This window comes from Microcystis sp. LEGE 00066 (genome assembly GCF_015207925.1).
Lineage (GTDB): Bacteria > Cyanobacteriota > Cyanobacteriia > Cyanobacteriales > Microcystaceae > Microcystis > Microcystis ichthyoblabe_A.
Map to the genome: position 1 here is coordinate 1 of NZ_JADEVX010000012.1, position 21,952 is coordinate 21,952.

Below are 21,952 nucleotides of genomic sequence, written 5' to 3' on the forward strand. Positions count from 1 at the left end.
CTTCCCCAACACCCCACACCCATTTTCACTTGTCTATGAGCGATTCTTACTCTCCTCCCGTCGATAATCCGGCCTATACCGTTGAACAAGCGATCGCTAATATCCAGCAAAGAGAAGACCTAGGCGCGCGTTATTATGCTGCTTGGTGGTTGGGTAGATTTCGTGTTCGTCAACCGGAGGCGATTTCGGCCTTAATTGCCGCTTTAGAGGACGAAAGCGATCGCACTCCCGACGGCGGTTATCCCCTGCGACGCAATGCCGCCAGTGCTTTAGGGAAATTAGATGATCTCAGTTGTGTTCCCGCTTTGATTGCCTGTCTCGAATGCGAGGATTATTATGTGCGTGAATCGGCGGCCCAAGCATTGGAAATGCTTCAGGATCGAAGCGCGATCGCACCTTTAAAGAAACTATTAGAGGGTGGCATCGAAGTGGCTGTTTTAGTGGCGGGAAAACCCCATTTAGTCCAACCCTACGAAGCGATTATCGAAGCCTTGGGAACCCTGCAAGCGACGGAAGCGATTCCCCTCATCGAACCGTTTTTAACCCATTTCGTCGAAAAAGTGCGTTATGCGGCTGCCCGCGCCCTCTATCAACTCACAGCTAACCCCCACTATGGCGATATTCTGATTAAGGCCTTGCAAGGGGAAGAATTACAGCTGCGTCGTTCTGCTTTAATGGACTTGGGTGCTACGGGTTATCTGCCAGCCGCCCCTGCGATCGCTAATACTTTGGCGGAAAATAGTCTGAAACTGGTTGCTCTCAAGGAACTTTTAGAAAACCATCTAAAAACTAATTCTAGGGGCGAAAATATCTCCGAAATTCTCACTTTAATGGATGGTTTATTGTAATTAATCATATCTAAATTAAAACCGATAAAATCCAGAGTTATTATGCTAATTCAAACTGATTATGTTGGGTGGCTGAACGAAACAATCACTCTGTTAAAACAAAAAAACTTTGATAAAGTTGACTGGGAAAACTTGCTCGAGGAGATAGAAAGTTTGGGCAGACGTCAAAAACGTGAACTCCGCAACCGGTTAACCACCATCTTAGAACAATGCCTCAAACTTTGCTATACTGATTACGTTGAGGATTATCGAGGTTGGCAAGAAACTATTAGGCGCAGTCAACGGGAACTAGAAGAACTTTTGATCGATTCTCCTAGTTTAAAACCCTACTGGGATCAAGTATTTTTAGATTGCTATGCCACGGCTTTAAAAAGCTTGCGAGATAACCCCGATTATCAATCCTTTAACTTTCCGGATGATTGTCCTTTTCCCCAAGAAATTAGTCAGATTTTACAGAAAAAAGTTTGGCGATAAAATTATCTTTAAGAGTTTGTTGGTGGGGTTAGGAGATAAGAATTAGTCGTCAGGAGATTATTTTTATTTATTCTTCCCACTTCATAATTTATAATTCATAATTCATAATTCCCAACCCCTCATCCCCTCCAATGATAACCAATGCTTCCTACCGTTGAGACTTTAATTATTGCCGTCGAAAAAGCCGACTCAGCCAATGGGTTACTAATCGCCGTGGAAAACTTAGCCGCCGCCAAAAGTGAGGCGGCAATACCCACCCTCACCGATGTCCTCAGATATAATAACCCCGGTGCCTCCGTGGCAGCCGTGGATGGTTTAATCGCCATCGGCAAAGCGGCGGTTCCCTACTTACTGGCCAACCTAGACGGTTATAATTATGGGGCGAGAGCTTGGGCAACCCGCGCCCTAGCAGGAATTGGCGATGTGCGAGGATTGGACTTATTGCTTGAGGCGGCGGTGAGTGATTTTTCCTTTAGCGTGCGGCGAGGGGCGGCTAGAGGCTTAGGAAATATAATTTGGTCTGATTTGGAGGAAAGTCGGGTTTCTGAGGCTCAGAAGGCTGTTTTTGCGGCACTGGAGAAACTTTCGCAAGGGGATCCAGAGTGGGTGGTTAGATATGCGGCGATTGTCGGATTGGAGGGGTTAGGAACTGCGGCGGCGGCATTTCGCGGGGCGATTCGGGAACTTTTAGCACAGATTCGGGAGACAGAAGCGGACATAGTGGTAAGATTGCGTGCTGATCAAGCTCTGGAACACTTACAATAAGCCTAAGTCGAAAGTAGGAAAACTTATTTCTCTACAGGGAGAAACAATTACACTAACATTCTATGAAATATTGGCAGGAAATTTTAGCGATCGCTCAACGAATTTTAGTGGAATTAATCCGGCGCGGGCGTAGCTTAATCCTCTGGGGCATTTTCCCGATCCTTGTCCTGCTCTTAAATGGCTATATTATGGCAGAAAAAGGCAAAATTGAGCTTGCCGAGGCAATGGCTCTGGCTACTCCTCCCACCCTCGTCGGGGCGGCACTTTTCTTTAGTTGTTTGGGGGGAACCGTGGCGACGGTAGTAGCAGAAAGGGAACAACAAACGATTAAACGGTTATTTTTATCGCCTTTAAGCGGTGTTTCCTATTTTATCGGCATTTTTCTCGCCCATTGTGTGATTGCTGCCTGTCAGACAGTTTTAGTTTATTCTATTGCTAAACAGTATGGAGCCACTTTTAAAGGCTCAATTCCTCTAGAATTATTAATTATTTTCCTTAGTATCACCGCCTATGTGGGTTTAGGATTTATCCTCGGTACTCAACTGGCGAAAAGAACAGAAGATGTTAATGCTTTGGTGGGAACTTTTGGGGTTCCTTTATTAATTTTAGGCGGCGTTTTTCTCCCCACTGCTTTATTCCCCGACAATATTCTATCTCTGGCTAAATATAACCCGATCTACCACATGAATGAAGCTTTAATTGCTGTTTGGGCAAAGGGCGAAAATCTAGAAGATATTAGCTCTCATTTTCGCTTTCTCTGTCTTTTTGCTCTAGCTATGGTAGCAGGTGGTTGGCTTACCTATCGACAAATGTTAAACCTTGAACGCCGATTGTAAATCAGTGATCGGTTATCAGTGATCAGTTAGGTAGGGTGGGTTAGGCGGAGACAAATTATCAGACTTAATCATTAATTTATCTATTCGCCGTAACCCACCATCAGTTATTCAGCTTCTTAGTTTTTCAGTGTAGTTAGCCAATTTCCCTGTTATTCGTACTATTACCTAGCTGACGGCTGATGACCTAAAAAAGCCTGACTATCCTTATTACTTTATTAAAAATGCTGACTATTAGTAATGTCAAAAAAAATTACGGAAGACGCTTAGTATTAGATCAATTAAACTTTCATATTGAAGCGGGGGAAATTTACGGTTTACTCGGTCCCAATGGTGCGGGAAAAACCACCACTATTAACTTAATTTGTAATTTATTAAAACCCTCATCGGGAGAAATTACCTTTAATTATTTGCCAATTTCCAGAGTTACTAAAGAATTGATTGGGGTTGCACCGCAAGAAAATTTATTGTACAAATCCCTTACTTGTGAGGAAAATCTCAACTTTTTTGCTCAGATTTATGGACTCGATCGCCCCCAGCGTCGTCATCGGATTAAAAGCAGTTTATCCGCAGTAAATTTGCTTGATCGCGCCCGTAGTCCGGTGGAAACTTTAAGCGGTGGAATGCAGCGCCGGATGAATATTGCTGTGGCTATTGTTCATCAGCCAAAATTATTAATTCTCGATGAGCCAACTACTGGTTTAGACATCGAATCTCGCTATGAAATTTGGGATTTAATCGGAGAATTACGGCGACAGGGAATGACAATTTTATTAACTACCCATCTCCTCGATGAAGCACAGCGTCTCTGTCAACGTATCGGCATTTTAAAACAAGGTCGTATTATTGCCGAAGGTAATTTAAATCAGCTGCGTCAGCATATTCCTGCTAAGGAAATTATTATCATGGATACCCAGGATCAAGAAGCGGCAATTAATCGAGGGAAACAATTAGGATTTACTCCCAAATTTTACGGTAAAGATTTAGCTTTTTGGTTAGATGAACATCTAGAATTAAGCGAGATTATTCAGGCATTCGATGGCATTAATATTGATTCTCTCGCCCGTCAGACGGTACAGTTAGAACATATTTATATAGAAATTATGAATCAATTTTAACACCGTTTTTGAGAATTCAGGTTGATGATCAGCATTTTTTCGGAATTTAGCTCAATTAAGCTAAATCACCGTTTTTTTACCGTCATGATCATCTATAATTTTTGGATAGGTTCTATTAATTGGAGACAAAATCAATGATGAAATTAACCTCTATCACTGGGTTATTGAGTCTATCGGCGGTATTATTAAGCTCACATCTACCGGCAGCGGCGCAAAATTGTCGGCCACTTTCTCTATTAGGCGGTGAAGGTAGTGAAGTTACGAAAAGCGTCTCACAACCCACTGTTCCAGGGCCTTTCGGTGTCACGATAACTCGTAATAATTGGAATACCGATTGGGCAGTGCCGGGGGGGAGACGTTTTCAGAGGTTTATCGTTACGGTTTCTGTCCCCCGGGCTGCCTCCTTCGATATCCGGCTGTTTCTCAAGTATAGCGATCAAACTAACGAGGAATTTTTTAATACTAATGGAGTACGAATCGAACCCGATAAACCCTTAACAATTACTGCCACAGTCCGGGCAAATGATCAACCTTTTCTAGTCAATCTTTTTGTCAATGGTATTCAGCACATCGGTAATACCTACACCGCTTTTGTTGTCGGTTGTGAACGATAAAATATATAGGGTGTGCTGAAAAAGTTTTTTGGTGGGGGCAGGGTGTGGGGTTTGAAGCTAAGAGGCATTTTAATCGCCTATCCGATTAGCTGAATCTCTCCCAATCCCTTTACTGTTGCCTCTTGTTTCATCTCAACAGGCAATTTATACTAAATCCAGTTATTAAAGACTGATTATCTATTCCTCCTTTTGCCTCTTGCCTCTTGCCTCTTGCCTATCCTCATAAGTAGCCTATACTCAACGGATTTAGTATTAAATGCGCGGGCAGCCCCAGACTTTACTCTCTACTCCGATTGACCTTCAGTGGGACAATTAGAGCAATGCACAATTAAGGATTTTTGTCAAGAAAATAATATTAAACTTATTATTGATGTCTGCCATCCTCACGCCCAAATTATCTGGCAATTAGCGATTAATTGCGCTACCCTAACTAACATCCCCCCATTTGCCTCGATTTAGAACTGGCTTTTATCCGTCCCCACCTTATTATCGATTTTTTTCCAGAACATTATGTCTGAAACTATCACTCCCGTCATTAGCGATCGCATATGTAAACACATGAATAAAGATCACGGTGATGCCGTGCTTTTCTACGCTCAAGTTTACGGTAATATCACCGATGCAGAAACTGCTCAAATGCTCTCCATCGATCCCGAAGGCATGGATTTAGCCGTAGAAAAATTAGGGGAGAGTCAAACAATTAGAATACCTTTTGAGCGCACCCTAGAATCAGCCAAGGATGCCCATAATATCCTCGTTGAGATGCTAAAAGTTAATCAAACCACCCCTTGAGAAAGAGCGATTTTGCGCCATAAATCTAACAACCTTGTTCGATAAAACTTTTAGATTTTTTCGCCATTAAAAAGTGTCGGCCATGGGGGTAATCCGGGGGAAATTGGGCTACTTTTTCCCTGAAAATAGGTAAAACCCCACACCCTGTCCCCACGAAAAACTTTTTCAGCAGACCCTAGTTATAGCTTAAATTGCTTTTCTATCAAAGACACGATCCAACTTCTAGGTAAAAAACGGGGCAGATTGACGATAATTTTATTAGCAAATTTACCTGCTACCACGTTGGGGCGTTTGTTGGCCAAGGCGGTTAAAGCCTCTTGTACCACCACTTCCGCCGAATCTAACCGGCCGTTTTTGCCCATAAAGGCACTGGGAAATCGGGCTACCTCAAAAAAATTAGATTCCGTCGGACCGGGGCAAAGAGCAAGGATTTTAACGCCTTTGTCTTTATTTTCTGCCCAGAGAGACTCGCTAAAACTGAGGACAAAAGCTTTTGTCGCCGCATAGACGGAAAGATAGGGGAGCGGTTGAAACCCAGCAATGGAAGCAACATTGATAATTGCCCCCCCAGCACCAGCAAGCATCGGACGGAGAAAATAGTGGCTTAATTCCACCAATACCAGATTATTTAACTGGATCATTTCTAACTGTCGGGCTAAATCCTGCTCGCTAAAAGCACCATAACCACCAAAACCGGCATTATTTACCAGTAAATCAACGTTGATTCCTTTTTGGTTCACCGTATCATATACTAGCTTTCCCGCCCCAGCAACGGTCAGATCTTGGACGATAACCGTCACTTTTACCCCGTATTGTTCCTCTAATTCCGCTGCTAATTGTTCTAGTTTATCCCTAGATCTAGCGACTAAAATTAGCTCCATTTGCCGTTGAGCAAGTTGACGAGCAAAGACGACACCGATACCAGTGGAAGCGCCAGTAATGAGGGCTGTTTTCATAGAAGATCAACTAAAAATAGCTCTTTTGCTGGAATCTTACCACAATTACCCTTCCATTTACAGTTCTTAACTTGGCGGGGAAGACATTTTTTCAACTCAGAATATATGTTAGGCTAGAAATAGAACAAAGGTCGAGGAAGGTGCAGAAATGACAGTTATAAGCTTCACTGATCAAGATATTGCCAAATATACCGCCGCTGATATTGCTTCTTTAGCCGAACGACTAGAAAAAGATGAGTATAGCAACCCCTTCGAGGCTTTGCGGGATTGGCATCTGTTGCGGGCGATCGCTTTTCAAAGGCAGGAATTAGCCGAACCTTATCTTTATCTGTTGGATCTAGAAGCCTACGATGAGGCTTAAAGTGGTTTAGTTAAACAAAACTTAACAAAAATTAGCCGGTGTGTGAGACTAGCACACCGATAATTTTTGTTTATCGTCTTCTCTGGCTGAAAACAGCCCCTAGCTTTTTGCCCCTTATTTCCCTACTATCAATAACAAAGTATTTTTAGGCGATCGACTAGATTATGGGCAAACAATACAACGTTTATGGGATCGGTAACGCGCTCGTCGATATGGAATTTCAAGTCTCTCCTGAATTACTGCAAGAATTAGGCATCGATAAAGGAGTGATGACGCTGGTGGACGAAAATCGTCAAACCCAGTTGATGGAAAAATTGGCTTTTGATTGTAAACGCAGCGGTGGCGGATCGGCGGCGAATACCCTAGTAGCGATCGCTCAGTTGGGGGGTAAAGGTTTCTATTCCTGTAAAGTGGGCAATGACGAATTAGGTAAGTTTTATCTGCAAGATCTGCGGGCCTGTGGTTTGCATACCAATGAACATGGTGGCGAAAAAGAGGTGGGAATCACGGGAAAATGTCTAGTTTTCGTCACCCCCGATGCCGATCGCACCATGAATACTTTTCTCGGCATCACCGGGGAAATTTCCGAACGGGAATTAGTCCCTTCAGCGATCGCTAATGCCGATTATCTCTATCTCGAAGGTTATCTCGTCACCTCTCCCACTGCCAAAGCTGCCGCTATTAAAGGGCGAGAAATTGCTCAGGCTGCTGGAGTCAAAACCGCTTTATCCCTGTCGGATCCCAATATGGCGATCTTCTTCCGGGAGGGATTACTGGAAATGATTGGAACGGGATTAGATTTCGTTTTCGCTAATGAGTCGGAAGCTTTGACTATTTCCAGCAGCGACGAAATCGAGTCAGCGATCGCCTATTTTAAAACCATTGCCAAAGGATTCGCTATCACCCGGGGTGCCAGTGGTTCTTTGATCTATGATGGCGAAAATCTCCTGGAAATTGACCCCCATCCCGTACAGGCGATCGATACTGTCGGTGCGGGGGATATGTATGCAGGTGCGTTTCTCTACGGTATTACCCACGGTATGGGTTACAAAGGAGCGGGAAATCTCGCTTCTCTAGCGGCTGCCCGGGTGGTTTCTACTTTTGGAGCGCGTTTACAAACCGAGGAAATTCAATCCCTGCGCGATTCGATCGTTTTGGGATAGGTTTTGTCGGTGATCAGCTTTCAGTCAGTAGTCAGGTTTTTTCTCCCTGCTCCCTGCTCATAGACAGTCTTAACCAGTAATTTAGATAGTCAGACTAAATCCCGTTTAAAAGGTATATGCGTTCCCCAAAATCGATCAGTGGAGCAGTGGGAGCCACATTAGGGAACGCACCCTACCAGATCGGCGATCGCACTACAGGATTGGCGATCTAAAGTTTTGCAACCAGAGTATTCATGGCATTAATACAATTTTGGCTCTTCGTTACTTGTTATGGTTCGATAGGGGGGCATAAATTGACTAAATCCTTCTATGGCAAGAGACTTAATTGATGAGTTCGCTCTAGATAAAAAACAATTGACAAAAATCGCCAAATGCCTTTCTACATAAGGGTTCCATTCCTTATAACCCCCGTCCATTGCATAACACAAACCGAAGAGCCACAATTTTCAAGGTAATCTGCACGGACTTGTACCTCTCGTCCTGGAAGCTTATAGATTCCAGACGACATTTTTGAAAATGGCAACCCTTGGGCAAAAGCAACTACGCCTGTTGTCTGAAAATCTCGAATATCGACCACAGCATCAGCAAGGGTAGTAAACGTCACAACATTTGGATCCGTCTCTAGAATTGAGCCAATCATTGTGTCAATTTTTGTTAGTACGGCAAAATAGGCCGATGCAGGCCCCATATATTGCGTTAGTCTATTTTTAGGGAATAAATGGAATTTCGGGGCACTTCGACCAGCAGCTTGAAGTTGGGATGAAAAGTTATGTTGTTGATAAATTGGAGAAGGTAAATTTATTCCCTGAACTAATGCAAAGGCATTTTGCACTGCTCTTCTGGAAGAATCATCCGCCATAACAGGTAAAATCATTGAATCGGTTGCTGCCAAAGCAATTTGAGTGTAAATAGAAAAACTTGGATTAGCATCAATAAAAAGAAAGTCATAATTATCAGCAACCAATGCAACAAAATCATTGGCCCAGTCGATTACTTTTAACCATGTGTTTGTCCCAGGGATTTGGGTATTAGCTAATGTTGTAATTGCGTTTGACTGTAATTCAACCAAAGCATCACCAGCCAAAAGGTCAATATTGACAGGGATACTATTGTTAAAGTGGGTTGGATTAGATATGAAATCATCAGGATTTATCTGTGGCATTGCATATGGTGATGGTAATCTTTCCTGAAAATAACCCCCAACACTTTTCCTCGGCTGGTTGTTATGTAACGAGTTGAGATTTTGGCTTCCAGAGCCAGTAAGGCCGCCTAATAATAATTCAGACAAGTTCCCTTGAGGACAAAGGTCAATAACTAAAATACGTTTGTCTGTATTATTTTCTGCAAACATCGTGACAGCTTGAAATGCCAAACTTGTCTTTCCTGTACCACCTTTATTGTTCCAGAATGAATATTTTTTCATTTATTCTCCAATTTTCTAAATGATAGAACCAACTACATATTATAGGTCAACTTTCTGTATAACACTCTCCAGAATAACGATATGGGTCAACTTTCTGTATATCACTTCATTTAGGCGCAATCGCCAGAACTTTTCCCCTATATCACCCCCAAAAGCCTGTTAGCCAGATTAGCATATTGCCAAAAACCTTGTTTAACTAAATTCCTGACAATTAGACTCATTCTAGCGATGATTCCTCTGTCTGACCGCACCCCTTGACAGAAATTTACAATTATTCGACTTTTAGCGATCGCTATCGGGGGATAGTTGTTTTTTGTTACAGCAGTGGGGAGAAGGGAGCGGGTTTTTCAAGTGGGATTGGCAGTTAATCATGCTATTAAAAACCGATTCAGTATAACGGCTAAGTTGAGCGGCGGCCAATATCCTTTGCACCACTATCAATATCTCTCGCTCGTCCACTCCAACGTGTTGTTAGACCGTGTTTTCGAGATAAGGTAACAACTTCTCTGCCACTTTCAGCTTGTTGCTTTTGCAAATCAGCAAAGATGGCTTTCAAGTCATGATTGAATGACCGAGAGTACTCTTCACGAATTTTGTGGATCTCTTCCACAATCTCATCCTGAAACATAATCAACCTCCGAGAAGTTCATAGGGTGTACAAAGAATTGGCAACTCGTAGCCAAAATCAAGGCTGATCTCTGCCAACTTTCCCTGAATTTGAGCATTGGCGATGTGCTTGCAGTTCCAGGTGAGCAGGTAATCCATGCCGTGAACGGTTGCGACGGCGATATGAACAGCATCAATATCAGCTTTTGCGGGAAGGTTGCTGCGTTCCAAAAATTGCTCTGCTAAATCTAGCACAGCTTGGTTCAAGTCGAGTAAAGATAGATTAGCAAGGATTTCTAGTCATAGACGGTTTCGCTCACGGCAATCTAGAAAATCTATCCAATGCCTATCCTACCGCATTTAATCTTGGTTCTGAGGGTGTTGGGTAACAGTCGTCAACCCAACCTTGTACGTGAAATATTCTTGTCAGCATAAAGTTGCCGCAGAAAGCGGTAGTCCCTGATCAAGCAACAGCTTCATAGCGATTAAGAAGTTCAATGATGCGATCATCCAAGTAGGAAGAGGCAAAAATTAGGGCTTGTCGAATATCTTCATCCTCCAGTTCCGGAAACTCTTGATGTAATTCTGCTCGATCGGGATAAGTTGCCAGTAGCTCAATCACTCGACGAACCGTAAGGCGAAGATTACGAATGCAGGGTTGCCCATTCATACGGTTTGGATGGCTCGTAATACGATCTAGTTTCATTAGAGTAATTCTATTGCTTCATGATCACTTTAACCTTTAGCGGGAGTAAGGGACTTGCGCTTTGATAATGTACCATTTAGGGCTGGTCTTATTCTTCTAGAGAGCGATTTTCTGGCTGGGATATTATTCCTACCCACATTCCGCACCCTAGTCGTTGAAATCAAAAGTTGCTCTAGCCCTTGTATAGTAAGACTTTTAGCGATTACTAAGAATTATGAAGTGTCACACTCTAGTCAGCGATCGCCAGCTTAATGAGAGTTTATCTCAATAATTTGGTATCAGAGCTATCAGATTTTTAGGGCTAATTGTGCATCTGCTAGACAAACAAATTAGCCTGTAATTCAGAGCCAGCAATCGTTTTGACGATTTGGATAAAATTTTCAATGTGACACTTTAGGGTGCGGAATGTGGGTTCCTACGCAAGTCCCTAACTACTGGTTTAAGGTAAATCCGTCGCCCCCATCAAAAAGCGATCGCATTCTCTGGCGGCCCCGCGACCTTCATTAATCGCCCAAACCACCAAACTTTGACCACGACGACAATCCCCCGCCGCAAAGACTTTCGGTAAGCTAGTGGTAAATTGACCGTGTTCGGCCTTGATATTGCTGCGGGCATCCTTTTCTAGTCCTAAATCATCGAGTAAAGGCTGTTCTGGTCCCAAAAATCCCATGGCCAATAGAACTAATTGGGTCGGGATGACTTTTTCTGTTCCTGCTACTGGTTGGGGGATAAACTGCCCTTTTTCGTTGCGTTGCCATTCCACCTGTACCGTATGAATCCCTGTGACGTTACCCTCGCTATCCCCCTCGAATTTAGTCGCTGTGGTGGTATAAACCCGGGGATCATCGCCAAAACGGGCGGCCGCTTCCTCTTGTCCATAGTCCAGACGGTAGATTTTTGGCCATTCGGGCCAGGGATTATCGGCAGCCCGTTCCCGGGGCGGTTGCGGCATAATTTCTAATTGGGTAACGCTACGGCAGTTATGACGCAGGGAAGTCCCCACACAGTCGGTTCCCGTGTCACCACCGCCGATAATTACTACGTCTTTACCCGCAGCCGAGATAAAATCCTCCCCGGGCTGTCCGTCTAGTAGTGCTTTTGTATTAGCGGTGAGAAACTCCATGGCGAAGTGAATGCCCTTTAATTGGCGACCTTCGATGTTTAAATCCCGGGGTTTGGTGGCTCCGGTACAGATAACCACGGCATCATATTCGTTTAATAGGTCTTGGCTGCTGATATCCTTACCCACTTCCGTGTTGCAGACCATTTTTACCCCTTCCTGTTCGAGCATCTGGAGACGACGCAGAACCACTTCTTCCTTATCTAACTTCATGTTAGGGATACCGTACATTAATAGGCCGCCGGGACGGTCGGCCCGTTCGTAAACCGTCACCCAGTGACCGGCTTTATTTAACTGGTCGGCGGCCGCTAATCCAGCAGGTCCGGAACCGATTACGGCCACTTTTTTGCCGGTACGGATTGCGGGGGGATTGGCAGTAATCCAACCGGATTCCCAACCTTTGTCGATAATCGAACATTCAATATTTTTGATCGTAACGGGGGGATTATGAATACCGAGAACACAGGAACCCTCACAGGGAGCGGGGCAGACTCTACCAGTAAATTCGGGGAAATTATTGGTTTTATGGAGGCGATCGAGGGCTTCTCGCCACAATCCTCGATAGATTAAATCATTCCATTCGGGAATCAGGTTATTAATCGGGCAACCACTGGCCATGCCACTAATTAGGGTTCCCGTGTGACAAAATGGTGTACCACAATCCATACAACGGGCGGCCTGATTGCGGAGTTTATCTTCTGGCATGGGAAGATGAAACTCATCCCAATTATGAAGGCGATCGAGGGGGGTAAGTTCGGAAGGAAGTTCACGCAGGAATTCGATAAAGCCAGTCGGTTTGCCCATAGTCTTTGTTATCTCTGTCGTTTATTCCCTATCTTCCTTCAGAGTTCGATCGATCCTCGCAACTTTACCGATTTCTTTAATCTTATCGGCAGCTCAGTGGAGCAACAGGCGGTAATTTTGACAAATTGGGTAATTAACTATTGAGTTAAAAACAGGCGATTTTAAGAGGAAGGGGGCAATTCTAACGGGATAGCCCCGATTATTCCCTTGCGAAAATCATTGAGTAACTGCATGGCTGCCCTTTCTTTATCCTCTTGATATTTGAGATTGGCCAATTTTTCGATAAAATCCTCCCCGGTTATATCTAGGGTATTCAACCCATAACGAGATTGTAAAAGTCCTTCATACTGTAATTCTCTTAATAAATCGACAAAAGCCGCCGCTATCCTTTGGTTATCATAACCAGCATCCCCAATATCCTCACAGATAGCTAATTTCACCGCATCCTTTTGATTTTCTAAACGGGAAGGAATCACCCCCGGCGCGTCTAATAATTCTAAGGTGTCGGAAATTCGCACCCATTGTAATTGTCGCGTTACTCCGGCCCTGCGGGCGCTGGCGACGACTTTTCGCCCTAATAAACGGTTAATCAGGGCAGATTTGCCCACATTGGGAAACCCAATCACCACGGCCCGCACTGGACGCGGTAACATTCCTCTTAGTTGACGTTTTTGGTTAATTTCATCGCCAATTTTTTCCGCCGCTTTGATAATTGCTTTAACTCTTTCTCCCTGTTTAGCGTTAGTAAAATAGACGGTTTCTCCTTGACTTTTAAACCATGTTACCCATTGTTGCTGGGCAGATTCGGGAATCATATCAAGACGATTTAAGATTAATAAGCGCGGTTTATTGCCAATCCAATCGTCCACCTGGGGATGATGGGAGGCTAAAGGAATGCGAGCATCGCGCACTTCTAGGACCACATCCACGAGTTTAAGATGTTCCTTGAGTTTTCTTTCCGCTTTGGCAATATGACCGGGATACCATTGAATTAACGACATGGGAGATGAGAGTATAAAATTAGATCTTATCAGGAATAGTCCCTAGATAATTAAGTGGGTAGGTGTTAAAAATTATCAGATTCCTCTTTATTAAGCTATTCATTCGTTACATCTTTCTTAACATAAAATTTGACAAAAAGAGAAAAGTGTGCCAGATGACTCAAGGGAGTTCTATGGCGGAACTAAGTAGCTGGTTATAATTAGGGTTTGCGGCAAAAAGTACGGGCGAAGCATTGGGATAGAAAATCTGATGAAGACGCAAGGTTTGGAAGCACGATTCTCTCAAAATCTTGCAGCTGTTTCGCGAGAAAAACCACAAAACCCTTACCTTGCCTAAATTTCACATTTATTCAGCAAGCCCTAATTAAATTAAAGATAGATTTTAGGTTCGATTCCCTTAATCAGGGGGGTTGACAATTGTTAACACCTACCTACTTATTTTTTGCCTCTTGCCTGACTGGGAGTCGCAAGTCTAAGCTAAGGATAGCCGGCCAACCCGTACCGACCACCGGATAACTGATAGAATGAACGATTCTAACGCTAATGCTCCCGCTCAATCCTCAGAAGAGACAATAGAGGAAACCAATTGGGTAGATCTGGGGGAAGAGGGGCAACCTCTAGATAAACCCACTGCTAAACCCATCCAACCATCTCCCCTCAAGTCTATCTCTACCCTGATCACGGTGGAGACGGCTTTTTTGGCCAGTGCTACCAGTTTAATCTGGTTAATTGATTATTATTTTCCCCTCGGACCGTTATTAAGGGTTTTCTTCCCGATTCCTATCGCTTTAGCCTATTTACGTTGGGGCGCTCGTTGTGCTTGGATGACAGCATTAGTTTCTAGTTTACTTTTGTCGGTGTTGATGGGACCGACTCGCAGTATTGTCTTTTTGATTCCCCACGGCCTGATGGGGATACAATTGGGGCTATGCTGGCGCCGGGGTGCGCGCTGGGAATTTTCTATCTTGACTGGGGGACTGTTGGGGGCTTTTGGTTTATTCTTTCGTTTTTGGCTGTTTTCAATTCTTTTAGGCGAAAATCTCTGGTTATATGTGATTACCCAAGCGACTAATTTTATTGATTGGATTTTCACCCAGTTAGGGATTCTCGCTAAACCGACGCTGCTGCAAGTGCAATCGATAGCAGTTGTGGGCATATTTGTCAATAGTTTATTATACTTATTTGCCGTGCATTTAGTGGCGTTATTAGTTCTTGATCGCCTCGGTAATCCGATTCCTCGTCCGCCCAAATGGGTGCAGGTCATACTAGATTATGAGTAATTATTTAGGGACTTGCGCTTTGATAATCTACCTTTTGGGCGAACGCAGTTCACCCCTACATTGTGGACAAAATCCGTTACTGTAGGGGCGCAATGCTTGCGCCCTCCGAGCGTTCAGGTTTGCTGATCACTCTAAGTAGGGGGAGAGCCTTCGAGCACCTCCGCAGCTAAGGGACTTGCGCTTTGATAATATGCCATCTGGCCGGTCTGATTCTTCTACAGAGCGATTTTCTGGCTGGGATATTATTCCCACGCAAGTCCCTTAGTGCTTTATGGTCAGTATCTCCAGTCAACTGTTAATCGATCATTTTTCCCCGATTATCGTCTTGTCAGAGAGTGACCCGGTGAGTTATAGTCGTCTATAAGACTCGATTAAAGCATTTCTTAAAAGAATCGTGGTTTCTGGAAAATCGAAAAGTGCGCTATTTTTCCCGTCCACAGAAACCTGTTGCCGAGGGGAGTAACTCAAAAACTCCTTTTTTCCTGGATTCTGATAGACAGAACCGGCGGAAACGGATAAAAAATGCTGTTATCGAGCAAGACTCAGGGATTAATTGAAAATCTCGTCTCCTGGCCGTGCTTACCTAATTGTGGGTCAAGCCGGCAGTTGCCAAACAGACTTAACAACTGAAACCAAGACTCAGTTCCCACGTCTGAGAGGCAGATGAATATCAAGATGAGGCTTTAACGATGCGGACTCATCTTCTTAGAACTTTCTTAACAAGACCAGATTTCCAGAAGTAGCCTCAAAGCATAGACAAATAGCCCATGGTCAGTCGCTTTTGAAACCGAAAGATTGAGGAAATTGAATGCCAAAACAAATAATCATAGCCGAACAACACCATATAGCGGCTGTTTTTTGGGAAGATCAAATTCAGGAATTAGTTGTAGCCACAGGTAATCAGCAGGTGGCCGACATCTATCTAGGATTAGTAGAAAACGTCATCCCCGGGATAGATGCAGCCTTCGTCAATATTGGCGATGCGGAACGCAATGGCTTTATCCATGTCACCGACCTGGGTCCCTTAAGACTGAAAAAAACCGCCGGTGCTATCACGGAATTACTGGCCCCCCAGCAAAAAGTGCTGGTACAGGTAATGAAAGAACCCACTGGCAATAAAGGACCGCGACTAACGGGAAATGTCACTCTCCCCGGTCGTTATCTGGTATTGATGCCCAATGGTCGCGGGGTGAATCTTTCCCGTCGCATCCGCAGTGAAGACGAGCGCTCCCGTTTACGAGCTTTAGGGATTTTGGTCAAACCGGCGGGGATGGGGTTGCTGGTACGCACCGAGGCCGAAGGCAAAGCGGAAGAAGCGATTATCGAGGATTTGGAATTTCTGCAAAAACAGTGGGAGAGCATCCAACAAATGGCCGTCAGCAGCCGCGCCCCGGCCCTGCTTAACCGCGATGATGACTTTATTCAAAGGGTTTTGCGGGATATGTACAGTGCCGATGTCAATCGCATTGTTGTGGATAACCCGATGGCGGTAAAACGAGTTAAACAGCAATTGACGAACTGGGGCGGCGGCAAAGCTCTCGAAGGGGTTTATATCGACTCCCATCGGGAAAACCAGCCAATTCTCGACTATTTCCGGGTTAACGCCGCCATTCGCGAGGCCCTGAAACCCCGGGTTGATTTACCCTCCGGCGGCTACATTATCATCGAACCGACGGAAGCTTTAACGGTAATTGATGTTAACTCCGGTTCCTTTACCCGTTCGGCCACGGCCCGGGAAACCGTACTCTGGACTAATAGCGAGGCCGCCACAGAAATCGCCCGACAACTGCGCTTGAGAAATATCGGCGGTGTGGTGGTGGTGGACTTCATCGATATGGATTCCCGTCGCGACCAGTTGAAACTGTTGGAATTGTTTAATAAGGCCCTGAAAAGCGATAAAGCCCGGCCCCAGATTGCCCAATTATCGGAATTGGGGTTAGTGGAATTAACTCGTAAGCGTCAGGGGAAAAACATTTATGAATTATTCGGCAAAACCTGTGACCATTGCGGCGGACTGGGCCATTTAGCCCATCTACCCGGAGAAGGCAACGCCATCGCCCTAGAAACCCCCACCCTTAGCCGCGCGGAAAAAGAAACCCTTGTCATCGCCACGACTAATACAAAAGTTCTACCCGATAAGAGCGCTCCTAGCGTTGCGGCGGCCGAACCCTATCTAGAAGTTTTCTCCGAATTTGAGGCCGAAGAAAACGCCCAAGAGATGGATCTTTCCTTCCATCCCAACTATCAAGAACAGGTTAATAATTCTCGTCGTCGCCGTCGCCGTCGTCCCTCGGAACTGTTACTCAAAGAGGAACGGGGCGAAAAAGCCTCTACTAACGGTGTTAACAACGAAATCGAGCCGGAATCAGAACCCCAACGCCTTGAGGAAAAACGAGAACGCCCCGCCCGTCTCTCGAAACGAGGAGAAGATGCCAGTGCTGGCAAAAATATCCCCGTCACCGAACGGGAGCGGGTTTCCGTGGAAATGACCCCCGTAGAACAGGAAGTTTATTCTTTAATGGGCATTTCTCCCCTGATTCTCGTGGATAAGGAGTTTAAAGACCCGAAATCGGTGATTGTTTCCGTGAAACTGCCAGGGGAAAGGGAAGCGGAAAACCCAGAAACGGCTGCCACTCCTGAAATATCCTTGATTCCTACCCTAGAGGCCGAGGACACAGCCGCCACCGCCCCCATAGAGGCGATGGAAACTGGCGAGGAAGCCGAAAATCGTCCCCTGGTGCGCCGTCGTCGTCGTCCCACCACTAGCGAAGTTAGTCAGGAAATCAACCAAGAAGCTAGTGCGCCAGTGACTTTTACCACCGAACCGATTGCGCCCGAAACTCCAGTTTTTCTCGGCGAAGTTATTCCTTTAGAAACCCCGGTGAGTGCCGAGGTGACGGAGGAGCCACAAGTAGAGGCTGAAACTGCGGTGCTGCGTCGTCGTCGTCGTCGTTCCTCCGCCACTGTCGATGAGTCATGAGCGCAGAACCCTTAATTGCCGGTGTCGATGAAGTGGGGCGCGGGGCTTTATTTGGCCCCGTGGTGGCGGCGGTAGTGGTCACTGTCCCCTCTGGTTTTCCGCAGCTGTGGGAGTTGGGGGTGAAGGATAGTAAGCAACTTAGCCCCCAAAAACGGCAAAAATTGAGCCAGCAAATACAACGGGATTTTGTTTGTCGCATCGGTTATGCTACGGTGAAAGAGATCGATCGATTGAATATTCTTCATGCCTCTCTACTGGCAATGAGCAGAGCTATCGGGAAATTACCCCTTTCCCCCAGTCTCTGTTTGATCGATGGCAAGCACATTATTAAAGATTTGTCAATCCCCCAAAAGGCGGTAATTCAGGGAGACCAACAATCGCCGGTAATTGCGGCGGCTAGTATCGTGGCCAAAGTCTGGCGCGATGACTTAATTGCTCGTTGGCACGGACGCTATCCCGATTATGGACTCCCTCGTCACAAGGGTTATGGCACTGCTCAACACCTAGAAGCGATTGGCAACCATGGACTTACTTCTCAGCACCGGCTCTCTTTTAGTCCCTGTCAACAAATCCGCGTCAGTCCCCACTCAAGGGCGAAGTGGGGTGGGGATGGCGATTGAGGGGTTTACTCACTGATAACTGATGCCAGGGCCTGACGGGCAATTTTTGTGACGTAGAGGGTGACGGCAACGGTAGCGATAAAACCGATAAGGCGAATAGTCCATAGTAAAACTGGGTTAGTGGCTGGTGCCGAAGTCCCGATAGTGGCAAGACTGCCCGCTAAAGAGCCAATATAGACATACATTATCGTCCCCGGAATCATGCCCGCGCAACCTAGTAGATAATCTTTCAGAGAAACCCCGGTGACACCATAGGCATAATTAAGCAGAGTAAAGGGAAATATGGGAGATAAACGGGTTAAAAGCACTATTTTTAAACCTTCTTTCCCCACAGCTTCATCGATAGCTTGAAATTTATTATTACCTTGAATTTTTTCCGCCACCCAACCCCTAGCCAGATAACGTCCCACCAGAAAAGCGGCAGTAGCGCCGATAGTCGCCCCGATAAAGACGTAAAAAGAGCCTAAAACCACGCCAAAAACCACACCAGCCCCTAAAGTCAGGATTGAACCGGGAAAAAAGGCCACAGTAGCTAGAATATAGATAATTATAAACGCGATCGCTCCCACAGCCCCCAAACTATCCACCCAAGTCAAGGCATTGAAAAGAATAGTTTGAGGATTAAAACCAGTGGAGGCACTGGATTCAACAGCAAAAGCGGGGGGAGTAGTCAGGAGAAAAACAAGGCTAAATGTAGTTAATAACAGTAAATGCCTGATAATCACAGTTTTTCCTAAGGGCAAAAACTTGGAAATAATCATAAAAAGTCCCTATAAGGAATGAAAAAAAAGAGATTGAACCATAGAAGCGAATTAAATAGAACTGGGGCTATTCTACCCCGATTATCATTGTTTAGACCAGAAAGCCAATCCTAAAAATTCCCAGAAAATCCCAGTCTTTCTGAGAAGATAAGACAAGCAACAGCCGGGTAATTTTTGCCGTTTACTTGATATTACACCTTGTCGTCTCTGGGAAAAAAATGTCACAATTAGAAATAATTAGCATTGGATATAGCAATCAATCTATGAAAATCATCCCCAAGGTCAAAGCCCCCACCTTCGTGCAAATGGCACAATGGATCATTAATCCCGTAGCTTTTATGGAAAATGCCGCCCGCAAGCATGGCGATATTTTTAGCACGAAAGTGGGTTTAACTGTAGATAATTTTATCTTTGTCAGCAGTCCTTCGGCCCTACAACAGGTTTTAACTAATGACCGTAAAAAATTTTCGGCGCCAGGGGAAGCCAATCGGATTATTGCCCCGATTATTGGTGATTATTCCGTCATCATGTTAGACGGAGACATCCACAAAAAACGCCGTCAGCTTTTATTGCCACCTTTTCACGGGGAAAGAATGCGTTTCTACGGCGATTTAATCCGCGATATTACCCTAAGAGTAATGGCAGAATTGCCAGAAAATCAACCTTTTAAGACCCGTTCAGCGACCACAGCGATTGCTTTACAAGTAATTATGGAGGCAGTTTTTGGAATTAGTCAAGGGGAACGTTATCAAACCCTGAAAAAAATTCTGGCTGAAATGCTCGATATTTTTAACTCTCCGGTGATGGTTTCTTTGTTATTTTTCCCAATTTTGCAGGCTGATTTGGGTGCTTGGAGTCCCTGGGGAAAATACCAGCGTTACCAAGCAAAAATTGATGATATTATCTACACAGAAATTGCCGAAAGAAAAGCTAATCCTAACCCCAATCGTAGCGATATTTTATCACTACTGATGTCGGCCCGGGATGAAGAAGGCAACCCGATGAGCGATAAGGAATTGCGCGATGAATTAATGACCTTATTATTTGCAGGTCATGAAACCACTGCCACCGCTATATCTTGGGTACTCTACTGGACTCATCGCTATCCAGAAATTAAAGCAAAAATTCTGCAAGAAATAGGCACTTTAGGAGATAATCCTAACCCCATTGATATAACTCGATTACCCTATCTTTCGGCGGTTTGTTCGGAAACTTTACGCATTCATCCCGTGGGAATGTTAACTTTTCCGCGAGTAGTGGAAGAACCGGTAGAACTAGATGGTTATCCTTTAGAAAAAGGGACAATTCTTATGGGTTGTATTTATCTAGCTCACCACCGTGAGCAAACTTTCCCCGATTCCCATACTTTTAAACCAGAACGCTTTTTAGAAAAACAATTCACCCCCTACGAATATATGCCTTTTGGTGGTGGAGCGCGTCGTTGTATCGGGGAAGTTTTAGCTATCTACGAGATGAAAATCGCTATCGCCACAATTTTGGCCAATTATCAGTTAACTCTAGTTAATAATACCCCTGAAAAACCCAGTCGCCGCGGTGTCACCCTTGCTCCCTCGCGAGGAGTTCCCATGGTCTTAAAAGGACGACGGGAACCTCTGGTGACTGCCCCGATGCTCGCCGAAATTTCTTAAAAAAACTGACAAACTATTGTACAATCAGAGTTGTGGTATCCCATATCATAACTCTGCTTTTTTGTCAATAAAATTGGGGATAATTATGGTCTTAATTCGTTTGGCTAAATCTTGGCAAATTTCCGAAAATGAAGTTACTTCTGAAAGTGTTTATTTTAACCGTCGTCGCTTTTTACAGGGGTTAATCGGGACAGGAATTGCGGGGAGTTCCCTATTATTAACTGCTTGTGGTAAATCCTCCTCCTCGGAAGCTTTAGAAAAAAGTTTGCAATTACCTAAAATTGCAGGGTTCAGCAAAAATCCGCAGTTTTTAACGGTAAATCGTCCCGTAGTTGCCGAAACTGTAGCGGGGAAATATAACAATTTTTATGAGTTCGGAGGGGGGAAAAATATCTGGTTAAAAGCGCAGAAACTACCGACGAATCCCTGGACGGTAGAAGTGGGAGGATTGGTAAAAAATACCCAAACCTACGATATAGATACTATTAAAAAAACCTTTCCTCTCGAAGAAAGAATTTATCGTTTTCGTTGTGTGGAAGCTTGGTCAATGGTCTTACCTTGGCTAGGGTTTCCCATGAGTGCTTTAATCGCGGCAGTGGAACCAAAACCGGAAGCTAAATTCGTCCGTTTTACCTCCTTTTATGATCCCGAAATTACCCAGGGGCCAGGATTACATTTAGGAGCCTTACCCTGGCCCTATGCAGAAGGTTTAAGAATTGAAGAAATGGCCAACGAATTAGCTTTCTTTGCCGTGGGAATTTTCGGGCATGATTTACCCAAACAACACGGCGCACCCTTGCGAATGGTTATTCCTTGGAAATACGGTTTTAAAGGGGCAAAATCGATAGTAAAAATTGAATTTACCGCCAAACAACCCGCCACCTACTGGAACACAATTGATGCTCACGAATACGATTTTGAGGCTAATGTAAACCCCAGTAAACCCCATCCCCGTTGGTCGCAAGCAACGGAGAAATTTATCGGCAGTAGAAGTGATTTATCTTGGGAAATTATCGAAACTCTCCCCTATAATGGCTACGGTGAATATGTGGCTAGTTTGTATAGTTGATTTTGATGA

General features: G+C 44.7%; 21 protein-coding genes and 2 pseudogenes. 15 read left to right on the forward strand and 8 right to left on the reverse strand.

Going from position 1 to position 21,952, the window contains the following annotated elements:
• Nucleotides 1–35 precede the first annotated feature (35 nt).
• The 8 genes from IQ224_RS03125 (at nt 36) to IQ224_RS03160 (ending at nt 5,444) form a co-directional block, all read left to right on the forward strand.
• Nucleotides 36–848 (forward strand): HEAT repeat domain-containing protein, encoded by an 813-nt coding sequence (locus IQ224_RS03125; RefSeq protein ID WP_002741437.1) that lies wholly within the window; start codon nt 36–38, stop codon nt 846–848.
• Nucleotides 849–890: 42 nt separating this feature from the next.
• Entirely contained in the window at nt 891–1,322 is a 432-nt protein-coding gene (locus IQ224_RS03130; protein WP_002741438.1) for a DUF29 domain-containing protein, read from the forward strand.
• 141 nt (nt 1,323–1,463) lie between these two features.
• The gene (locus IQ224_RS03135; protein WP_002741440.1) at nt 1,464–2,087 is read left to right on the forward strand and encodes a HEAT repeat domain-containing protein; all 624 of its coding nucleotides are present in this window, start codon (nt 1,464–1,466) and stop codon (nt 2,085–2,087) included.
• Between the two features lie 62 nt (nt 2,088–2,149).
• Nucleotides 2,150–2,923 (forward strand): ABC transporter permease, encoded by a 774-nt coding sequence (locus IQ224_RS03140; RefSeq protein WP_002734025.1) that lies wholly within the window; start codon nt 2,150–2,152, stop codon nt 2,921–2,923.
• A 221-nt stretch (nt 2,924–3,144) separates the two neighbouring features.
• On the forward strand, nt 3,145–4,038 hold the full coding sequence (locus tag IQ224_RS03145) for an ABC transporter ATP-binding protein (RefSeq protein WP_002741442.1): 894 nt from the start codon (nt 3,145–3,147) through the stop codon (nt 4,036–4,038).
• Nucleotides 4,039–4,172: 134 nt separating this feature from the next.
• Nucleotides 4,173–4,652 carry a hypothetical protein gene (locus tag IQ224_RS03150; protein ID WP_036399670.1) on the forward strand — a complete coding sequence of 160 codons (480 nt, stop codon included), beginning with the start codon at nt 4,173–4,175 and terminating at the stop codon, nt 4,650–4,652.
• A 303-nt stretch (nt 4,653–4,955) separates the two neighbouring features.
• The gene (locus IQ224_RS24860) at nt 4,956–5,111 is read left to right on the forward strand and encodes a precorrin-6A/cobalt-precorrin-6A reductase (RefSeq protein ID WP_002734855.1); all 156 of its coding nucleotides are present in this window, start codon (nt 4,956–4,958) and stop codon (nt 5,109–5,111) included.
• A 51-nt stretch (nt 5,112–5,162) separates the two neighbouring features.
• Nucleotides 5,163–5,444: a DUF2470 domain-containing protein gene (locus tag IQ224_RS03160; protein ID WP_002741445.1), complete on the forward strand. Its 282-nt coding sequence runs from the start codon at nt 5,163–5,165 to the stop codon at nt 5,442–5,444.
• Between the two features lie 179 nt (nt 5,445–5,623).
• Here IQ224_RS03160 and IQ224_RS03165 read toward each other — a convergent pair whose 3' ends face one another.
• The gene (locus IQ224_RS03165) at nt 5,624–6,400 is read right to left on the reverse strand and encodes an SDR family oxidoreductase (RefSeq protein WP_002741447.1); all 777 of its coding nucleotides are present in this window, start codon (nt 6,398–6,400) and stop codon (nt 5,624–5,626) included.
• A gap of 148 nt (nt 6,401–6,548) precedes the next feature.
• On the opposite strand from IQ224_RS03165, the gene IQ224_RS03170 reads away from it, so the two are divergent.
• Together IQ224_RS03170 and IQ224_RS03175 are read left to right on the forward strand one after the other, a co-directional pair.
• A complete protein-coding gene (locus IQ224_RS03170) occupies nt 6,549–6,761 on the forward strand; it encodes a DUF2555 domain-containing protein (RefSeq protein WP_002732311.1) in 213 nt (70 codons plus the stop codon).
• Between the two features lie 164 nt (nt 6,762–6,925).
• Nucleotides 6,926–7,924, forward strand: a complete 999-nt coding sequence (locus tag IQ224_RS03175) for an adenosine kinase (RefSeq protein ID WP_002741448.1) — start codon at nt 6,926–6,928, stop codon at nt 7,922–7,924.
• 817 nt (nt 7,925–8,741) lie between these two features.
• On the opposite strand, the pseudogene IQ224_RS23770 reads toward IQ224_RS03175, so the two are convergent.
• The 6 genes and pseudogenes from IQ224_RS23770 to ylqF all read right to left on the reverse strand — a co-directional run.
• Nucleotides 8,742–9,347: pseudogene (locus IQ224_RS23770) on the reverse strand (ParA family protein); the annotation flags it as partial.
• Nucleotides 9,348–9,747: 400 nt separating this feature from the next.
• Nucleotides 9,748–9,975 carry a hypothetical protein gene (locus IQ224_RS03185; RefSeq protein ID WP_002741454.1) on the reverse strand — a complete coding sequence of 76 codons (228 nt, stop codon included), beginning with the start codon at nt 9,973–9,975 and terminating at the stop codon, nt 9,748–9,750.
• A 2-nt stretch (nt 9,976–9,977) separates the two neighbouring features.
• Nucleotides 9,978–10,253 (reverse strand): annotated as a pseudogene (locus IQ224_RS03190) (DNA-binding protein); the annotation flags it as partial.
• Nucleotides 10,254–10,416: 163 nt separating this feature from the next.
• Nucleotides 10,417–10,659, reverse strand: coding sequence for a DUF433 domain-containing protein (locus IQ224_RS03195; protein WP_036399673.1), 243 nt, complete (start codon nt 10,657–10,659; stop codon nt 10,417–10,419).
• A 439-nt stretch (nt 10,660–11,098) separates the two neighbouring features.
• Nucleotides 11,099–12,583, reverse strand: a complete 1,485-nt coding sequence (locus IQ224_RS03200) for a glutamate synthase subunit beta (protein WP_036399676.1) — start codon at nt 12,581–12,583, stop codon at nt 11,099–11,101.
• 161 nt (nt 12,584–12,744) lie between these two features.
• Nucleotides 12,745–13,584 carry a ribosome biogenesis GTPase YlqF gene (gene ylqF, locus IQ224_RS03205; RefSeq protein WP_002741462.1) on the reverse strand — a complete coding sequence of 280 codons (840 nt, stop codon included), beginning with the start codon at nt 13,582–13,584 and terminating at the stop codon, nt 12,745–12,747.
• A 524-nt stretch (nt 13,585–14,108) separates the two neighbouring features.
• On the opposite strand from ylqF, the gene IQ224_RS03210 reads away from it, so the two are divergent.
• From IQ224_RS03210 to IQ224_RS03220, 3 genes are all read left to right on the forward strand, one after another.
• Nucleotides 14,109–14,864: a DUF2232 domain-containing protein gene (locus IQ224_RS03210; protein ID WP_002741464.1), complete on the forward strand. Its 756-nt coding sequence runs from the start codon at nt 14,109–14,111 to the stop codon at nt 14,862–14,864.
• An 808-nt stretch (nt 14,865–15,672) separates the two neighbouring features.
• Nucleotides 15,673–17,844 carry an Rne/Rng family ribonuclease gene (locus IQ224_RS03215; RefSeq protein ID WP_194032533.1) on the forward strand — a complete coding sequence of 724 codons (2,172 nt, stop codon included), beginning with the start codon at nt 15,673–15,675 and terminating at the stop codon, nt 17,842–17,844.
• Nucleotides 17,841–18,464 carry a ribonuclease HII gene (locus IQ224_RS03220; protein ID WP_194032534.1) on the forward strand — a complete coding sequence of 208 codons (624 nt, stop codon included), beginning with the start codon at nt 17,841–17,843 and terminating at the stop codon, nt 18,462–18,464. The genes IQ224_RS03215 and IQ224_RS03220 overlap by 4 nt, the downstream gene beginning before the upstream one ends.
• 5 nt (nt 18,465–18,469) lie before the next feature.
• Here the strand turns inward: IQ224_RS03220 and IQ224_RS03225 are convergent, their stop codons facing one another.
• On the reverse strand, nt 18,470–19,225 hold the full coding sequence (locus IQ224_RS03225; protein ID WP_002741474.1) for a TVP38/TMEM64 family protein: 756 nt from the start codon (nt 19,223–19,225) through the stop codon (nt 18,470–18,472).
• A 263-nt stretch (nt 19,226–19,488) separates the two neighbouring features.
• On the opposite strand from IQ224_RS03225, the gene IQ224_RS03230 reads away from it, so the two are divergent.
• Together IQ224_RS03230 and msrP are read left to right on the forward strand one after the other, a co-directional pair.
• Nucleotides 19,489–20,874 (forward strand): cytochrome P450, encoded by a 1,386-nt coding sequence (locus tag IQ224_RS03230; RefSeq protein WP_194032548.1) that lies wholly within the window; start codon nt 19,489–19,491, stop codon nt 20,872–20,874.
• 85 nt (nt 20,875–20,959) lie between these two features.
• Nucleotides 20,960–21,943: a protein-methionine-sulfoxide reductase catalytic subunit MsrP gene (msrP, locus tag IQ224_RS03235; RefSeq protein WP_194032535.1), complete on the forward strand. Its 984-nt coding sequence runs from the start codon at nt 20,960–20,962 to the stop codon at nt 21,941–21,943.
• Nucleotides 21,944–21,952: the final 9 nt, after the last annotated feature.

What these genes read in the sequence shown, in the direction of transcription:
- IQ224_RS03145 (WP_002741442.1), top strand. Translation starts at nt 3,145, where the DNA reads ATGCTGACTATTAGTAATGTCAAAAAAAATTACGGAAGACGCTTAGTA.
- IQ224_RS03170 (WP_002732311.1), top strand. Translation starts at nt 6,549, where the DNA reads ATGACAGTTATAAGCTTCACTGATCAAGATATTGCCAAATATACCGCC.
- IQ224_RS03175 (WP_002741448.1), top strand. Translation starts at nt 6,926, where the DNA reads ATGGGCAAACAATACAACGTTTATGGGATCGGTAACGCGCTCGTCGAT.
- IQ224_RS03200 (WP_036399676.1), bottom strand. Translation starts at nt 12,583, where the DNA reads ATGGGCAAACCGACTGGCTTTATCGAATTCCTGCGTGAACTTCCTTCC.
- IQ224_RS03215 (WP_194032533.1), top strand. Translation starts at nt 15,673, where the DNA reads ATGCCAAAACAAATAATCATAGCCGAACAACACCATATAGCGGCTGTT.
- IQ224_RS03125 (WP_002741437.1), top strand. Translation starts at nt 36, where the DNA reads ATGAGCGATTCTTACTCTCCTCCCGTCGATAATCCGGCCTATACCGTT.
- msrP (WP_194032535.1), top strand. Translation starts at nt 20,960, where the DNA reads ATGGTCTTAATTCGTTTGGCTAAATCTTGGCAAATTTCCGAAAATGAA.
- IQ224_RS03210 (WP_002741464.1), top strand. Translation starts at nt 14,109, where the DNA reads ATGAACGATTCTAACGCTAATGCTCCCGCTCAATCCTCAGAAGAGACA.
- IQ224_RS03195 (WP_036399673.1), bottom strand. Translation starts at nt 10,659, where the DNA reads ATGAAACTAGATCGTATTACGAGCCATCCAAACCGTATGAATGGGCAA.
- IQ224_RS03160 (WP_002741445.1), top strand. Translation starts at nt 5,163, where the DNA reads ATGTCTGAAACTATCACTCCCGTCATTAGCGATCGCATATGTAAACAC.
- IQ224_RS03230 (WP_194032548.1), top strand. Translation starts at nt 19,489, where the DNA reads ATGAAAATCATCCCCAAGGTCAAAGCCCCCACCTTCGTGCAAATGGCA.
- ylqF (WP_002741462.1), bottom strand. Translation starts at nt 13,584, where the DNA reads ATGTCGTTAATTCAATGGTATCCCGGTCATATTGCCAAAGCGGAAAGA.
- IQ224_RS03185 (WP_002741454.1), bottom strand. Translation starts at nt 9,975, where the DNA reads ATGTTTCAGGATGAGATTGTGGAAGAGATCCACAAAATTCGTGAAGAG.
- IQ224_RS03150 (WP_036399670.1), top strand. Translation starts at nt 4,173, where the DNA reads ATGATGAAATTAACCTCTATCACTGGGTTATTGAGTCTATCGGCGGTA.
- IQ224_RS03225 (WP_002741474.1), bottom strand. Translation starts at nt 19,225, where the DNA reads ATGATTATTTCCAAGTTTTTGCCCTTAGGAAAAACTGTGATTATCAGG.
- IQ224_RS03135 (WP_002741440.1), top strand. Translation starts at nt 1,464, where the DNA reads ATGCTTCCTACCGTTGAGACTTTAATTATTGCCGTCGAAAAAGCCGAC.
- IQ224_RS03130 (WP_002741438.1), top strand. Translation starts at nt 891, where the DNA reads ATGCTAATTCAAACTGATTATGTTGGGTGGCTGAACGAAACAATCACT.
- IQ224_RS03140 (WP_002734025.1), top strand. Translation starts at nt 2,150, where the DNA reads ATGAAATATTGGCAGGAAATTTTAGCGATCGCTCAACGAATTTTAGTG.
- IQ224_RS03220 (WP_194032534.1), top strand. Translation starts at nt 17,841, where the DNA reads ATGAGCGCAGAACCCTTAATTGCCGGTGTCGATGAAGTGGGGCGCGGG.
- IQ224_RS03165 (WP_002741447.1), bottom strand. Translation starts at nt 6,400, where the DNA reads ATGAAAACAGCCCTCATTACTGGCGCTTCCACTGGTATCGGTGTCGTC.